At 29.8% G+C, this 16,968-nt stretch carries 11 protein-coding genes; 6 read left to right on the top strand and 5 right to left on the bottom strand.

Features of this window, described 5'->3' with window-relative positions; translation table 11 throughout:
* Positions 1–154: 154 nt before the first annotated feature.
* Genes lacG through H8923_RS05270 form a run of 3 tightly spaced genes read right to left on the bottom strand, consistent with a single transcriptional unit; the run spans position 155 to position 3,670 of the window.
* The gene (lacG, locus tag H8923_RS05280) at positions 155–1,555 is read right to left on the bottom strand and encodes a 6-phospho-beta-galactosidase (RefSeq protein ID WP_153924293.1); all 1,401 of its coding nucleotides are present in this window, start codon (positions 1,553–1,555) and stop codon (positions 155–157) included.
* A 1-nt stretch (position 1,556) separates the two neighbouring features.
* Positions 1,557–3,284, bottom strand: coding sequence for a lactose-specific PTS transporter subunit EIIC (locus H8923_RS05275; protein WP_153924290.1), 1,728 nt, complete (start codon positions 3,282–3,284; stop codon positions 1,557–1,559).
* A gap of 53 nt (positions 3,285–3,337) precedes the next feature.
* Entirely contained in the window at positions 3,338–3,670 is a 333-nt protein-coding gene (locus tag H8923_RS05270; RefSeq protein WP_153924287.1) for a PTS lactose/cellobiose transporter subunit IIA, read from the bottom strand.
* Between the two features lie 253 nt (positions 3,671–3,923).
* Here H8923_RS05270 and H8923_RS05265 point away from each other — a divergent pair, with 253 nt between their 5' ends.
* From H8923_RS05265 to H8923_RS05250, 4 genes are read left to right on the top strand one after another with little or no spacing between them, the layout of a single operon-like run.
* Positions 3,924–4,679 carry a DeoR/GlpR family DNA-binding transcription regulator gene (locus H8923_RS05265; RefSeq protein ID WP_153924284.1) on the top strand — a complete coding sequence of 252 codons (756 nt, stop codon included), beginning with the start codon at positions 3,924–3,926 and terminating at the stop codon, positions 4,677–4,679.
* Positions 4,680–4,708: 29 nt separating this feature from the next.
* Positions 4,709–5,137: a galactose-6-phosphate isomerase subunit LacA gene (gene lacA, locus H8923_RS05260; RefSeq protein WP_153924281.1), complete on the top strand. Its 429-nt coding sequence runs from the start codon at positions 4,709–4,711 to the stop codon at positions 5,135–5,137.
* A 13-nt stretch (positions 5,138–5,150) separates the two neighbouring features.
* The gene (gene lacB, locus H8923_RS05255) at positions 5,151–5,666 is read left to right on the top strand and encodes a galactose-6-phosphate isomerase subunit LacB (protein ID WP_153924278.1); all 516 of its coding nucleotides are present in this window, start codon (positions 5,151–5,153) and stop codon (positions 5,664–5,666) included.
* Positions 5,667–5,684: 18 nt separating this feature from the next.
* Complete coding sequence (locus H8923_RS05250; protein WP_153924275.1) at positions 5,685–6,539, top strand: tagatose bisphosphate family class II aldolase; 855 nt, start codon at positions 5,685–5,687, stop codon at positions 6,537–6,539.
* Positions 6,540–6,712: 173 nt separating this feature from the next.
* On the opposite strand, the gene H8923_RS05245 is transcribed toward H8923_RS05250, so the two are convergent.
* Positions 6,713–12,877 (bottom strand): discoidin domain-containing protein, encoded by a 6,165-nt coding sequence (locus H8923_RS05245; protein WP_153924273.1) that lies wholly within the window; start codon positions 12,875–12,877, stop codon positions 6,713–6,715.
* A gap of 76 nt (positions 12,878–12,953) precedes the next feature.
* Positions 12,954–13,727, bottom strand: coding sequence for a hypothetical protein (locus H8923_RS05240; RefSeq protein WP_153924271.1), 774 nt, complete (start codon positions 13,725–13,727; stop codon positions 12,954–12,956).
* A gap of 557 nt (positions 13,728–14,284) precedes the next feature.
* Here H8923_RS05240 and H8923_RS05235 point away from each other — a divergent pair.
* Positions 14,285–15,676, top strand: a complete 1,392-nt coding sequence (locus H8923_RS05235; protein ID WP_153924269.1) for a purple acid phosphatase family protein — start codon at positions 14,285–14,287, stop codon at positions 15,674–15,676.
* A 122-nt stretch (positions 15,677–15,798) separates the two neighbouring features.
* On the top strand, positions 15,799–16,950 hold the full coding sequence (locus H8923_RS05230; RefSeq protein WP_153924267.1) for a YibE/F family protein: 1,152 nt from the start codon (positions 15,799–15,801) through the stop codon (positions 16,948–16,950).
* The last annotated feature ends 18 nt before the right edge of the window (positions 16,951–16,968 follow it).

Raw genomic sequence — 16,968 nt, 5'->3', positions numbered from 1 at the left:
GTTAAGTATACAAACTTGGACTTTTTATATCTCGTATGTTCTTATATAAAACACCAATTCCAATCTTCTAATAAAAATAAAAGACCATGTTGACTATAAACTAAACATGATCTTTCTATATTGCTTAATTTAAGCTAATATTATATTTATTTTTTTATAATATTTCTTTCGTCTCACTTACCATCTTATACCAATAAGCAGACTCTTTAGGGTATCTTTTTTGTGTTTCAAAGTCTATGTAAAATAATCCGTATCTCTTGTTATATCCATTTGACCATGAAAAAACATCCATTAAAGACCATAAGAAATACCCTTTAACATTTACACCATCTTCTATTGCTTGTGCAACTGCTTCTAAATGTTTACGTATATAATCAATTCTTGGTGTATCCATGATTATCCCATCTTCAAAATCATCTTTATAACCCATTCCATTTTCTGTTATATAAATCTTATTATAGTTTGGATAATCATTCTTAATTCTTACCATCATGTCATAAAGACCCGTTGGATATATTAGCCAGTCCCAATCAGTTCTAGGAATATCTTTATCAAATCTTCTTTCACCGATTCCTTTTAATCTAAATATTGATGTCCCTTTATCCCCTGTACCATTATGATATATCTCTGATTCACCTTCATATGCTCTTATAAAACTACTTTGATAATAATTTATTCCTAAGAATTCATTATGCTTACAAGCTTCTTGTAGCAATTCCATATCTCCATCTTCAATCTTTAAACTACCACCATTCTTATCTAATACTCTGTTTATACCAAACATTGTACGTTCAGAATATTGTCCAATAAATGTTGCATCAAGTAAGAATTTATTTGCAACTATATCCTCAAGCTCAGCTGCAAGCTTATCTTCTTCTAAATCTCTATCTGGATACTTATATTCAAGTGAATGTATTACACCTATTTCCCCTTTATAGTTATTTTCTTTAAATAACTTAACTACTTTAGCGTGAGCTACCATCATGTTATGCATTGATTGTATAGCTTTTTCTAAATCATACTTAATAGCTGGTGGAAAAGTACCCGTTATATATTGACCACAAGCTACTGGCCATATCTCATTGAAAGTTATCCAATATTTTACTTTATCTCCGTATTCATCAAAACAAACTTTTGCAAACTCTGCGAAGTAACCTATAGTATCTCTATTTAAGAAATCACCATTTGCATGTAAGGTATTTGGTGTATCAAAGTGATGTAATGTAACAAATGGTTCAACATTACGCTTTATACACTCATCTATAAGGTTATGATAAAACTCAACGCCTTCTTTATTAACTTCACCATAGCCATTTGGGAATATTCTAGACCATGCTATAGAAATACGTATTCCATTAACACCAAATTTTTGGCATAATTCTAAATCCACTGGGTACTTATGATAAAAATCACTTGCTGGATCTGGCGAAAACCTTCCTTGCTTTTCTAAGTAATCATCCCAGGCAACTTTTCCTTTATTTCCTTCTTTTGTTGCTCCTTCAGCTTGATACGCAGCTGTTGCTCCGCCTAGTATAAAGTCTTTTGGTAATCTCATATTATGCTCTCTCCTTAACCACATTATTTAAAATTTCTAAAGTGAACTCTAGTGCTTTTTCTGGATTTCTTGTTAATTCAATATATTTTTTACCTTCTACTGCTACAGCTTTTTTTCCTAGTCTATCTGTATCTTTCTTTAAGTCTTCATAGTTAGATGCTACTTGCGGAGCTAATATTACTAAATCAAAATCTTCTAACATATCTACATGAGATCCATAAGAATTTGCTGCTGTTAACATATCTATATTATTTGCTTTTGCAGCTTTTGATAGTGCATTTGCTAGAAGACCACTAGTACCGCCACCTGCACATAAAACTAAAACTCTTTTATTATTTAATATATCCTTACTTGTACTATTCTCTCTTTGCACTGGATCTTTAGTTTTTGTAGCACTTATTTCTCTAAAAGCAACTTTGTTTGTTGAATTTACAGTATTTTCAAAAGATTTATCTGTCTCTTTTTGATTTTCCTCTTCAACTTTTTGTTTATCATAAACTTTAAAGAATGGATAGTAAATTACAAAGTCAACTACTAGTATAAGAGCTGCAAATGCAATTGTTAATAGACCCATTCCACATCCAAGAACTATACCTATTGGACCCGGAGTTGTCCAAGGTAATACATACATGAAACTGTTCATTCCAACTACATCTACAAAGAATTTAAATAACCAAACGTTTATTATTGGTGCTCCTATAAATGGTATAAAGAATATAGGATTTAATATAAGTGGTGCACCAAATAGTATAGGTTCATTTACCCCGAATAAAACTGGTACTGACGATGCTTTACCTATTGCTTTTAACTCTTTTGACTTAGATAAGAATGCAAACATTAAAGTTATAATAAGAGTAGCTCCTGTACCCCCAATCGTTGCTACGAATTGTTGTGCTCCTGGTGTTAATATATTAACTGCTTGTTCACCATTTTGGAATAACTGTAAGTTTGTAGCTATATTTACATAATAGATAGCAGATACTGCTGGTTCAACAATTGATGGACCTTGTATTCCAACGAACCAAAATAGCGACATAGCACCATATATTATAGCTAATCCAAGATATCCATCAGCTGCTGTAAATAAAGGTTGGAAGAACAATATAACACCTTCTGCAAAGTTAAAATCAAATATATTTCTAAATGCTAAATCAAATAACCAGAATAAAAGTGCTGATACCCCAAAAGGAATGATATCTTTAAAAGTTTGAGATATATTTGGTGGTACTGCATCAGGCATTTTTATAGTTACATTATTTTTCACGCATACCTTATATACATTACACACTGCAAATGCTGATATAAATGCTGTTATTAATCCCTTTGATCCCATATATCCATTAGCGAAACCGCCCTCTATAGAATCAACACTTATTAATAAGAAGCATACTATTGCCGCTATCATCGTAGATATATTATTGATTTGATTATTTTTAGGCATGTTTCTATTAAGCGAGTCTGTTAAATTTTTTGCCGTTGTTGCAGTAACAACTAAAGCTATGATACCCATTGAATAATTATAAGGCTTAAGAATTATTGCTTCTATTTCTGGACTCCATTTAAAGTCAAAAATATTCGGAACAAATGCTATAAGCATAAATATACTTGAGAAAAGTACTATAGGCATTGCAGATATAAATCCATCTCTTATTGCTCTTAAATATTTATTTCTAGATATTTTTTCAAAAAATGGTTTCCACTTTTCAATCTGTCTTACTAAAGTTTCCATGGTTTTATTCCTCCCCTAATATGTATTAAAACCCTTCTTATTTAATTTTATATTTATCTATATATGTCTAATAAATTTCCAATTATATCTTGTAATAATAAAGTTGTCATTAAATGATCTTGAGCATGTACAGTTAAGAAACCAACATCTAAGTTTTCCCCTCTAGCTTCTGTAACTATCATTTTTGTTTGGGCATTGTGTGCATCTGTTAAGCATTGTTTTGCTTCTTCTATAAGTTGTTCGCATTGCTCCATATTTTTACTTTTAGCATTTTTAACAGCTTCAAGTAATTTACTCCTTGCATCACCTGAATAAGCTATTATTTCAAAGGCTATCATACTTAATTCTTCTTTTGTTACTGATTGTTCTACTGATACTTCTGACATTTTAAAATTTCCCCCTTTTATTGTTTTGATTAATTTCGTTTTCAGTTCGTTTTAGTTCGTTTTGGTTTGTTTAATATCATATTATTATTTTTTCATATCCTTGTCAACGATTTCCCGAAATATTTTACCATTTTTTTCATTTTATCCATCTTGACATTACTATTCATTAGTGCTAACTTTAATTCATAGGAAACATTTTCAAAAACTTTAGAACATTTTTAAACAATTAGATATTTTAGAAAGGATACCTTATATGCTTAAAGAAGAACGATACTCTATTATACTGAATCTACTTCATGAGAAAGAGATTGTTAAAGTTAGTGATATAACAAGTGTTATAAATGTAACCGAAATGACAGTAAGAAGAGATTTACAAGATTTAGATAATAGGGGTTTACTAAAAAGAATCCGAGGTGGTGCTCAGTTATGCAATGTTGTAATCGAAGAAGAACTAAGTCATATCGAAAAACAAAACATTAATATTGAGTATAAAAAAAATATTGCTAAAAAGATAGCCGAGAAAATTTCAGATGGAGATTCTATTTTTTTAGGTCCTGGTACAACAATAGAATTAGTGTATGAGTATATAACAGCTAACTATCTAAAAATAGTAACTAACTCTATACATGTATTTAATAAATTCAAAGATGATCATCGCTATGAGTTAATTTTGGTTGGAGGAAGTTACCGCAGTAGAACAGGGGCATTTGTAGGTAGCATCGCTAATGATATATTATATAAAATGAATATAAAAAAAGCCTTTATTGGTGTAAATGGTATTTATAATAGTGCTATTTCAACATCAAATGAAGACGAAGGTATGATTCAAGCGACTATACTTAATAATTCATTAGAAAAGTATATTGTTGCAGATTCATCAAAATTGAATAAAAGAGACTTCTATCAGTTTTATAACTTAGAAAATGTAACTGCTATTATAACTGATGAAAATATAAGTAAAGAAAATATTAATAAGTATTCTAAGTATACAGATATATACTTTAAATAAATAACAGATTTAGGGGGAGGAATTTTTCTATGAAAGTTTTAATTGGATCTGACTTTAAAAGTTCAAGTTTTAAAAATTCTATAAAGGAGTACTTATGCAGTAAAGGCTTTGATGTTATAGATAAAACTGAAGAAGAAAACTTTGATTTCTTCGAGACATCTAAAGCTATAGCAACTGCTATGCTTAATAATGAAGGTCAAAGAGCAATAGTTATAGATGAGTATGGTTCAGGCTCTTTTAATGTATGTGCAAAACACAAAGGAATAGTTTGTGCACAGGTTGCTGATGAACACTCTGCAAAAATGACTAGAGATCATAATAATACCTCTATAATAACTATTGGTTCAAAAGTAACAAGTTTAGAGATTGCTAAGAAAATTTGTGAAAAGTTTATCCTATCTGACTACTCAGGTGGTAGACATCAAATTAGAGTTGATATGTTAAATAAAATGGCTTAAGGGGGAAAATAACATGATTATATCAGTTGGTTGTGACCATATCGTTACAGATATAAAAAACAAAGTAGTAGACTATTTAGCATCAAAAGGGCATAAGGTTATAGATAACGGAACATATGACCATGAGAGAACTCACTATCCTATCTATGGTAAGTTGACAGCTGAAAAGGTAGTAAATGGCGAAGCTGACTTAGGAATTGTTATATGTGGCACAGGGGTTGGTATTACTAATGCTGCTGCAAAAATTAAGGGTGCAAGAGTTGCGCTTGTAAGAGATGTAGAGACAGCAAGATATTCTAAAGAGCAATTAGGAGTAAATGTTTTAGGATTCGGAGGAAGAATCACAGGACTTGGCCTAATGGAAAATATAATAGATGTATTTCTTGATACAGAGTTCAATCCTTCTGATGAAAACAAGGAACTTATACATAAGATAGATTCAGTAATTGAAAAAGACTTTGCAAATGGTGATGAACACTATTTTGATGAATTTAACGAAAAATGGGACAAAGGCGGATATCACGACTAAATTTAAGGGGGAATTAACATGGGGATACTATCAACAAGAGAAATATTAAAAAAAGCACAAAACGAAGGATATGCAGTACCTGCATTTAATATTCATAACTTAGAAACACTACAAGCAGTTGTTGAGACTGCTGGTGAATTAAAATCACCTGTAATTCTAGCTGGAACACCTTCTACTCTAGTTTATGCTGGTGGTGATTATATAGTATCAATGGCTGAGGTTGCTTCTAAGAAATATGATATTCCTATAGCAATACACTTAGACCATTATGAAGATGTAAGTGAAATCAAAAACTATATAGACTTAGGATTTAAATCTGCAATGATAGATGCCTCTCATCTATCTTATGAAGACAATATTGAAACTGTTAAAGAAGTTGTTGAATATGCTCATAGATTTGATGCAACTGTTGAAGCAGAACTTGGTAGACTTTGTGGACAAGAAGATGATCTTATAGTTGATGAAAAAGATACAGTATACACTAATCCTAAACAAGCAAAAGACTTTGTAGATAGAACAGGTATCGATTCACTAGCTATTTCTATCGGAACATCTCATGGATTGTATAAAGGTGAAGCAAAGCTTGACTTTGATAGACTAGTAGAAATAAAAAAGTCTGTTGATGTACCATTAGTTTTACACGGTGCTTCAGATATACCAGATGAACTTGTAAAAAAATCTATATCCCTTGGAATTTGTAAAGTAAATATAGCTACAGACTTGAAAATTCCATTCTCAGATTCTTTAAAAGAATATTTCATAGAAAACCCACAAGCAAATGATCCTAGAAAATATATGGCTCCTGCAAAGAATAGTATGAAGAAAATAGTTGCTCATAAGATATACGTTTGTGGGAGTAATAATAGATATTAATAACAATAGTTAATTAAATAAGCCTAATATCTTTAATGATATTAGGCTTATTTAATTACAATCAACTTTTTTATCACTTAATTCTCAATATAAGAAAACCTATGATGAGGTATACTTCTCTCATAGGCTTTCTTTATTTTACTACGCTTTATACTGTTTTATAAAGTCATTTGCTACTTTTTGTATTTCTTTCTTCTTATAGCTACTAATCCAGCTAAAGATGCCATCCCTAATCCTAAATACCCTACTATTGAGCTATCTGATGTTTGCACATTATTATTTTGTTCTTCCTTATCAGTACTTGGTTTTAATGGTTTACTAGGCTCTTCTGGTTTACTAGGTTCTTCTGGTTTACTAGGCTCTCCTGGTTTACTAGGCTCTTCTGGTTTACTAGGCTCTCCTGGTTTACTAGGTTCTTCTGGTTTACTAGGCTCTTCTGGTTTACTAGGTTCTTCTGGTGATGCAGCTAACTCTAAACCTTCTATTGCATCTTGTATTTCTTTTATCAATTCATTTACTTCTTCTTGTGTTGCATCTTCATTTTCTAATACTTTTAAGCCTTTATCTAAAGCTTCTTTTAGTTTCGATATACTTTTCTCGGTATATTTTCCACCTTCAACTTCTTCATCTTCTTTTACTATTCTATTACCTGCTGATAATATAGTAGATAATATATCTTTGTTTACTTCATCTACTACTGGCGGTTCAACTTCTTTTAGTTCTAAGTTACTTATTACATATTGTATTTCTTTTACTAATGCGTTCACTTCTTCTTGTGTTGCATCTTCTTTGCCCAATACTTTTTGACCCCTGCTTAAAGCTTCTTTTAACTTTGATATACTTTCCTCAGTATATTTTCCACCTTCTACTTCTTCGTCTTCTTTTACTAGATTAGTTCCGAGTTCTACTATATTTTCTAGCACATCTTTATCTACTACTGGTGATGAAACTTCTTTTAACTCTAAACCATCTATTGCATCTTGTATTTCTTTTACTGATGCATTTACTTCTTCTTGTGTTGAATTTTCTTTGTCTAATACTTTTTGACCCTTGCTCAAAGCTTCTTTTAATTTAGATATACTTTCCTCTGTATATTTTCCACCTTCTACTTCTTCATCTTCATTTTCTATATTCTTTCCTAGTTCTACTATATTAATTAGAATATCTTTGTCTACTACTACTGGTGGTACAAACTCTCTTAACTCTAAGTTATCTATTGCATATTGTATTTCTTTTACTAATGAGTTTACTTCTTCTTGTGTTACATTTTCTTTGTCTAATACTTTTTGACCCCTGCTTAAAGCTTCTTTTAATTTAGATATACTTTCCTCTGTATATTTTCCACCTTCTACTTCTTGGTCTTCTTTCACTAAATTATTTCCTGATTCAATTATAGTAAATAATACATCTTTATTTACTTCTGGTTTTTCAACAACTTCTTTGAATGTTACATTTAAAGTATGGTTATTTTGTAAATATTCAAAAGTAAATTTATTATTATTTATTTTGACTTCTTTTCCGTCCACTAGTACCTTATCTACTTCGTATCCTTCTTCTGGCGTTATGAAGAAAGTCTTATCCGCTTCTGCAAAAGTAACTACTTCACCTGTCTGGCTAACTTGCCCACCTTCTCCCGCTGTTACATTTATGTTTAATTTTTCTCCATTTGTCACATATACTTCACTTATATTAAATGTTTTTGCATCTCTTCTTGTTTCAATTGTCAATACACCATCAACAGCATCATATCCAAGATTTTTAATAGTATTTAACTTTTCCCCATTAATAAATAGAGTTAAATCATATTTATTAGAATCGTTTAATCTATACTCTAAAATCATTTCATATTCTTCATTAGCTCTTAAATGTTCTCCACCAAAATATCCATAACCTTCTTTGGCTGAATCATAAAACCAAGAGTTTGCTCCTTCATCATATCCTATTCTTATTCCAGAACCCGATTGGTTCTTGATTCTAAACAATGTCTGGTCAGAAGTATTATCTACAGAAAATCTTGTATATAAGTATCCTTCTTTTAATCCAGGTGCATCATTATCTGTTGCAGATGAATTAGCTCCTAATCCTAGTTGTAATTTTCCATTTGAAATATTCACTGAACCAGCTGAGTAATTTGCCTCTTTACTAACCATGTAATCTTTATGATAGTTTACGAATTGTGCTACTTTAACAGATTCCTTAAACTCATTTAAAGCTTCTTCTAATGAAGCATATTCTTTTTGTCTATCTTCTTGTAAAGTTTCGTCTGTAACAGCTTGAGCACTTCTTATAGCACTTTGTAATTTATCTTTTGATTCTTGTGTATATTGACCTGGCTTTATACCAACTTCAGCATTATTATGTACTTTAGTAGCTTCTGCTATTAAAGCTTTCATATCATCCATAGAAACTTTTTGTGGAACATATGCTTTTACAGTATTTAACTTTGTTATATGCCCTGCTACATTAGTTAACGAAACTGTCGTATCTATCGCAGCACGAGTTTGACCTTTCGGCTTAAATACTGTATTTAATATCTCCTTATATTCAGTTAACTCATCAGCTTTCTTTATACTAAATCTATATTTTAATATATGATTTGTCTCACTTATTTCTTCTTTTGATATATCTCCAACAAGAGCCACTAACTCACTATTATGAGTTTCATTACCTACATAATCTACTAATTTTGGATTATAAGATAATTCAACTTCCATAGACTTATAACGTTTATAAATATTTTGAGTTCCTACTGATAAAGTATGGTTACCATCTTTTTCTTCTGTTGTTTTCACAACTGTTTCAGCATCACCACGAACTTCTGTACCATAGACTTCTAATTCAGTTAAAGAAATTCCCCAAGTGTCATTCCTTTCTTCTCCAGATATTCTTACATAACGAGCTACTTCTGACTCTAAATCAGTTGAATTAAGACCTGGTAATGCATCAGAAATAGTCTTAACAGTATTCCATTTCTCTCCATCTTCTGAAACTTCAATTCTATATTGTGTTGCATAAGCTCCTGGTGTCCAATCTACAACAACTTTATTAATACTATATAGTTGCTCTAAATCTACATAAATCCATTCATTATCTGACGGATTACTTCCCCAACGAGTTGCATTACTTCCATCAACTGCATTTGAAGCTGCTTTGCTTTCGTTTTCCTCTGAACTTGCTACTACATCTTTATTTTTTGCCAGATTTTCTTCTGATGATTGAGTATATGGTTCTACTATTATTGCATTTACCATAGCTTTATCACCATTTACACCCTCAAATCCTATATCTAAAACTCCATCTTTAGGTACTGCATTTAATGTTATATCTACGCCTTTATTTGCTCCACCAGCAGCATTTTTAATATTAAAGTTTTCTTTTACTACTTCTCCATTAACTTTTATATTAAAAGTATGATCTTTTGATTGTCCATCTATTGTCCCTTCATTGAAATACATTTTTATACGATATTGACCAGGTTGAACTTTAAATTTATATCCAAAGTTTTCTCCTTCTCTACCTGTTTTTAATACAGTTCCCATACCTGCATCTGGATTTGGAAGTGTATCAAAATTTCCTAAGACTTCAGTACTTTCACCATAATATCCACTTCCTTTTGTTGGATATTGTGCATCAGCATATAATCCATCAAAGCTTTCTCCACCAGCATTTATACGCATATTAACTTCAGACATTGCATTTTTAGTTAAAGATATTCCGTTTAAAATAGGTTTTGTTTCAATACCATCAGTGTTGTAAGCTGAAACTAACTTCACATCTATAACTCCATTTTCAGGGTATACTTGACCTATTTCTTCAATCTTTTCATTTGAATTTAAAACATATCCTTCTTTATATGGATTTCCATTAACTAATATATCAAACGTTCTATTTTCTACTTTTTCTAATTCTGCAAAGTTTAACTTGATATTGTAGTTTCCTTTTTCTACAAAGAATTTATAACCAAATTCACTTCCTGTAAGTGCAGTATTATTTACATCTTCACTAAACACTTTTTTACTTAACCTAGACATTTTTTTACTTAACTTTGAAACTTCTCCATAATATCCAGATTGTTTATTATTAACATTAACCTCTTGATCTTTTGAATATCCTTCAACTTCTTCTCCACCTGAGTTAAAAGACGATGATTGAGAAACTAATTGTAGACTCCATTTTTGGCTTTCCATATTTGAAAGTTCTGACATTACAATATTATTCTCTTTCTTTGTTAAATACTTATTGTTTGCTTTTAAATGATATAAGCCTGTTTTTAAATCCTCAACTTGCCAAATAGTATCATCAGCTTCTGATAATTTTCCTTCACTATTTAAATATAAATAAGTATTATCTTCTGTATTCCAAATACGTATCTTAAATCCATCTTTAGTTCCTACAAATGTAAAATCCTGATTATCATCTGTATTTTGAGAAAATCCTATATCTTTGCCTTCTGTATTTTCTAAATAAAGTCTATCATCATCATTCATAATTCGATAAGAAGCATTTTTTTCTATATCAAAATCTAAAGAACTAGTCTCTGATTCATGTACACCTATATCTGGTGCTCCTTGATATAATTTATTCCCATAAAAATCTTCATATATATTTCTATCTGACTTTGAGTCCCAGAACCCATTATTAGCAGATGATGCCTTTGGAACTACATTAACATATTCTCCTTTACCTATAGCAGGTGAGTCACTCTTTACTTGATATGCTTTTAATGTATCCCAATTATTAGTTTCTCCACCACCTGGATTAACAAACTTAGGATCTGCTTTAATTACATTTGGAGGTTCATTTTCTCCGCTTTTTCCAGATGCTTCATAAACCATTTCACCTGCTATATTTAAAGCATCTGACCATTTTGTTTTCTTCCAGTTAGTTGGAACATCTTTACTGTAGTTGTAATATATATTGTTAAACCACTGCCAATTTGTTTTTAAACTATCTTCATTAGTTCCATCAGGATTATTATTATGAATAAATTGCCAATCAGCTCCATCATAATAAAATACATTATTATAAATATAACTTGGTGTATTACTATTACCAGCTATATGTCTAAATGCTAAACCATCATTTTGACTTATATTATATCTTACAATATCTGTATCATTTCCACCCATAAGAAGCATGAATCCCATTGGTGTATCGTGGCTATAATTATATTCAAATATAGTTCCTGCACTGTTATAATCACTGTCATAAGAACATCCATCTTGATTGTATAATGGTCCACCATAAGACTCATTATATCTAAATAGAGTATCAAAAGTATTCCAGCTCCAGATACCTGCATTAGCACCTGTACCTCTCATTGTGTGATTATATAATAAGTTGTGCTCAATTAAAGCTCCTTTCGTTGAGTCAACTAATATACCATCTCCACCAATGTCTGATAAATTATTATTCTTGACAACGTAGTTTAGTGAAACTTGATTGTTATCTTTTCTACGTATATTAGCATAACGTATATGATCTCCACCTTGATCTTCACCAACTTCTCCAAGTTCTGTTAATCTAACACCCTTGATTGCAGTACGATCAACTTTGTGTATTCTATTATTTTGAATTGTTACTCCATCATAGTATGGGAAATTAGTAGTTGATTGTGTAAATTTAATTTCTACACCAATACCACCACTTAATTTATTTGTATTACGATTTTCATCTCCATCTACATCATGTATATAACATCCATCTATGTTGATGCCTTTCCATGCACGATTAGAATTTTTATCAAAAGTATCCTCAGCTTTTTCATTTATCGCTACATGTATCCCTAGACGCCTATCCCAGTTATTTCTATTATTATTTGGATCATCTGCTTTATCAGTTAAGTTAAATGCATCATCATTTGTAACTTCTATTCCTGTAATATCAACATATTCCATATTTTCAATTAAAACAGCTTCTAGGAATTTACGATTAGCATTTATTACTGGCATCTTGTCGCCATCTCCATAACTGCTAATTAAAATATGGCTCTCTTCTGTACCGCGACCTCTTGGTGTTAATTGTTGATCATCAAAAATACTACCTTTTTTAAGTAATATAGAATCTCCTGGATTTAAGTTAATTTCATTTACTTTTTTTAAACTCTTAAAAGGTGCATCCTCTGATGTACCTAGGTTACTATCGCTACCATTTACACTATCAACATAATAAGCTGTTCCTATACCTATCTTATATTCATTTGATGCTATTGCTATATTATTCAAGTTTTCATAGTTCTCATCAGCAAATGACTTAGTAATTGGTCCATTAGACATAATCATAGCTGCTGCTAATACTGAACTAATAATTTTTTTACAAAATACATTATTTCTCCCCATATGTTTCTCCTATCTTTATAATTATAAAAATATTCAAAACAAAACAAAACATACCTAAAACAAACTATTAATTAAATTAAGTTAAACCATTCTTTAATAGATCATCTAGTCTCCTTTCATCTTTAAATTTTACAGAAGCTTTTTTAGCTTCCTTATTCATATATTGATTAAATTTTTCATTTAACCCCATATCCATAACGCTAGATTTTACCATTTCAAAAGGTAATAATTCTAGCTTCCCTGTTTCATCATTTTCAGATTGAAACATTTCCTTATTATTTTCATAAACTAACTCAAGTTCTTTATCTGATATTTCTAAAGTTTTATTATCAGTTAAAACTTTTCTTAACTGTATACTTAAGTTAGTGTTTATATATTGGTAATATTCACTGAAATCAAATATAGTAGTTCCATATACAATTTTATTGTTGCTCTTATCTTCTATACGACTTTTATTTTCTTTATCCAATTCTTCTTTTATAGATTTATAATCAATATTATTTATTAATCTATATTCCTTTGCTTTTATTTGCAACAGTTTCTCATATGTACTTTTTTCTATAGCTTTATTTTTTAAGATATCACCAGCTGTTTGATTCTCTAATATTTCTTTATCCCACGAAAATTCATCTGATTCTATTTTATAAGTTCTCATAATTTCATTTCTTACAGATGAAGATAAATATTTTATACTATTTAGTAACTCTTCTTCATATACAGGCTCTTCATTAACATAAAGCACTATGCTATCATTTTTATTTAATTTCGACACTATAAATATTAACGACACAATTAATATTAATGCACTAGTTAATATTAGTAACACCCTTTTATCTCTTGTACATCTCATATAATCTACTCCCTATGATAATTAAACTAACTACAACTTCTGCAAACATTTTCCCAATCCCCACTATTAATGCTAATAACTCAGTTGTATTTTATATTATTTTTCTTTAATATATTTAAATTAATTCTGATACTAAGACTTGTTGAAATTAATTGTACCTATTTTGATTACAATCCTAGATTTTATCTAGAAGATTTAAAACTTGATTTGTTCGATTTGATTTTATTAATATAATTTAAAATTTCACTATTAAATTATTTTTGATATGTATAATTTCATAATTCTATTTAATTTTACTATATTTTACTATATTTGTAAACATAATATATATTATAAGATATTTTTTAATATATGTTCTAACTACAACTAGAACCTCATACGTAATTATTTTTAATTAACCATTATCTAACTTTATAATAACTTCATATTAACGACCCCTAGTGATGAGATTTATCTCGTAAGTTACTTTTATCTAAATCTAGGATAAATATAAAATCATACTTATATTTTTTTAGGGAATAATAATTTAAAACAATAACTATCTAGGGGGCTGAAAAATGAAAGTACCAAAGAAAATTATTAGTAGTATTTTAGTCATCGCAATAATTACATCAACATCTTTATCCTATCAATCAACTAACGTAAACAAAACTTCACAAGAATCCATTAAAATTCCTAAAACAACAGAGACGAACAATTTAAAAAGTAAAACACCCCAACAAGTAAATGTTCATATGGGATATGATACATCTACTCAAGTAAATATTTCATATACAACTATAGCTGGTGAATTAGAAACTAAGGTTGTATTAAATAAGGTTGGAGATAACAAAAAGATAATAGCAAATGGTGAAAATACTATAGGCAATGCTAATAAATATTTCCATAGTATTGTTGTAAGTAATCTAGACCCTAATACAAAATATGAATATACAGTGGGTTCGGGAGATAACATATACAGAGGTAGCTTCAAAACAGCTCCAGCAAAAGGAAGTAAGAATAGTTTTAAATTTGCATTCTTATCAGATACCCAAGTTTCAAATGAAAATAATGCTAAGGCTGCAGGAGCAACTTTTTCCCAATTAAGTAAAGATCTAGACTTCCTTTATCTTGCAGGAGATATAACTGATAAAGCTACTAACGAAACTCAATGGGAATTAGTATTTAATAACGAAGGTGCCTTTCCTAATGCTGGACAAGATTTACTAGGAAGTATATTAATAAGTGCAGTACAAGGAAACCATGATAATAACACTCTAACTAGACATATTAATGCACCAGCAGAATCTGGAAGTATAGTTTATTCATATGATTATGGTCCAGCTACATTTATAATGCTCAACTTAGAAACTGCTAGATATGATGCTAATGCAAGAGCATATCAAAAAGAATATTTAACTAATGCTGTTAATGAGGCTAAAAAAAGAGATCAATGGACTTTTGTAGGATTTCATAAATCTTTATATACGGGAGCGTCTCATATCACTGATTCAGATGTTATTGAAGCTAGACAATACTGGGCTCCAACCTTTGCAGAACTCGATGTCGATGTCGTAATGCAAGGTCATGACCATGTGTACTCAAGAGGATTTGTAACTTCTAATGGATATAATGCTAACCCTGCATCTGATGAAAATGGTTCTATTATAAATCCAAAAAATGCTCCACTATACATGGTAGGTGGTCACGCTGGTGCTTTAAAGTGGTACTCTAAAAAGAACTATACAGTTGGAGCTAATGACCCACTTGCTCCAGGATACTCTTTCTTAGATGTAAACTCTGCAGATACAGGAAGTGATGTAAAAAAAGAACAAGTAATAGTTGAGTTCGAGGTTTCTGAAAATGATTTAAGTGTAAATACTTACATGATGAAGTATGATACCGAAATTGATTCTATTACAACAGATAAATATTTATACGATTCTTTCTCAGTAACAAAAGACAAATGAAAAATTCAGATTAATATTTTATAATTAAAATAAAATATGCATAATAAAAATAAGGCAATAAACTTACTAAGTTGGTTGCCTTATTTTAAATATTTAACTATCAATATGAAAGGTATAAACGTATGCAAAAAACTAATAAAAAAATAACTTTTAAAAAAAGTTACATAGTATGGACTTTTTTCATGATATCCTTTTTTATATTATTATATTTTCTTAATAGTTCTTTAAAATTTAATCAACCTGAAGATGCACCTATAGGTATTGTATATGAAAAAGCAGTGGTTACAAAAATTACTTCTGATACTTTATCTCCTGACCCTGATTATCCTTATATTGATATAGGAAAGCAGTACTTAGAAATTAAAATTACTACTGGTGAAAACAAAGGAAAAATAGTTTCCACTATTAATTTTGTTGGCAGAACTGACAACAAGCCCGTTAAAGTAGGAACAAAACTAGTAATATCAAGCTACGATGACTTTATAAGTACAATAATAGTTAATTATAATCGTGAAGTATCAATTTACATACTTCTATTTATATTTATATTTGTTGTTTTATTTTTAGGAAAATTAAAGGGAGCAAAATCTTTATTTTCGCTAGTATTTACAATGATTTGTATTTTCTTTGTATTTATACCATTAATTATTAGAGGTATAAATCCTATTGCTTCGTCAATTATCATTGTTATTTTATCAACTATGGTAACAATGATTTCTCTAAATGGAGTAACTAAAAAAACCTTTGTAGCAAGCTTAAGCTGTATTTTATGTACTATAATTGCAGGTCTTATTGCCTATATATTCGGTAAATTTAATAATATTTCTACTTTTAACACAGCAGAAGTTCAAGACTTATTGTTTGTATCTACTAAGACCTCTTTAAAAGTTAAAGACTTACTTTTTGCAGGAATCCTAATCTCTTCACTAGGTGCAATAATGGATACTACAATGTCTATTACATCCTCTATCTTTGAAATAAAAGATGTGAATAATAACTTAAGTAAGTCACAGCTGTTTATCTCAGGAATGAATATAGGTAAAGATATTATGGGTACAATGACAAACACTTTAATATTAGCTTTTACTGGTAGTAGTATAAATATATTAATAATTTACTTTATGTATTGTATGCCATATATTCAGTTGATAAATATAGATTTAATTGTTCTTGAAATAGTTCAAGGCTTATCTGGTGGGATAGCTGTAATACTATCTATACCTATAACAGCATTTGCTGCATCTGAGTTAATTGGATACAAAAAAGCTATTTAGATGTATAGATAATTTAAA

The organism is Romboutsia faecis (assembly GCF_014323405.1).
In the GTDB taxonomy this organism is placed as follows: Bacteria; Bacillota; Clostridia; order Peptostreptococcales; family Peptostreptococcaceae; genus Romboutsia_E; species Romboutsia_E faecis.
This window is presented reverse-complemented; position numbering and strand designations above follow the sequence as displayed.

Coding starts and splice junctions, on each gene's coding strand:
- H8923_RS05250 (WP_153924275.1), top strand. CDS start 5,685: ATGGGGATACTATCAACAAGAGAAATATTAAAAAAAGCACAAAACGAA.
- H8923_RS05270 (WP_153924287.1), bottom strand. CDS start 3,670: ATGTCAGAAGTATCAGTAGAACAATCAGTAACAAAAGAAGAATTAAGT.
- lacA (WP_153924281.1), top strand. CDS start 4,709: ATGAAAGTTTTAATTGGATCTGACTTTAAAAGTTCAAGTTTTAAAAAT.
- H8923_RS05265 (WP_153924284.1), top strand. CDS start 3,924: ATGCTTAAAGAAGAACGATACTCTATTATACTGAATCTACTTCATGAG.
- lacG (WP_153924293.1), bottom strand. CDS start 1,555: ATGAGATTACCAAAAGACTTTATACTAGGCGGAGCAACAGCTGCGTAT.
- H8923_RS05230 (WP_153924267.1), top strand. CDS start 15,799: ATGCAAAAAACTAATAAAAAAATAACTTTTAAAAAAAGTTACATAGTA.
- H8923_RS05245 (WP_153924273.1), bottom strand. CDS start 12,877: ATGGGGAGAAATAATGTATTTTGTAAAAAAATTATTAGTTCAGTATTA.
- H8923_RS05240 (WP_153924271.1), bottom strand. CDS start 13,727: ATGAGATGTACAAGAGATAAAAGGGTGTTACTAATATTAACTAGTGCA.
- H8923_RS05275 (WP_153924290.1), bottom strand. CDS start 3,284: ATGGAAACTTTAGTAAGACAGATTGAAAAGTGGAAACCATTTTTTGAA.
- lacB (WP_153924278.1), top strand. CDS start 5,151: ATGATTATATCAGTTGGTTGTGACCATATCGTTACAGATATAAAAAAC.
- H8923_RS05235 (WP_153924269.1), top strand. CDS start 14,285: ATGAAAGTACCAAAGAAAATTATTAGTAGTATTTTAGTCATCGCAATA.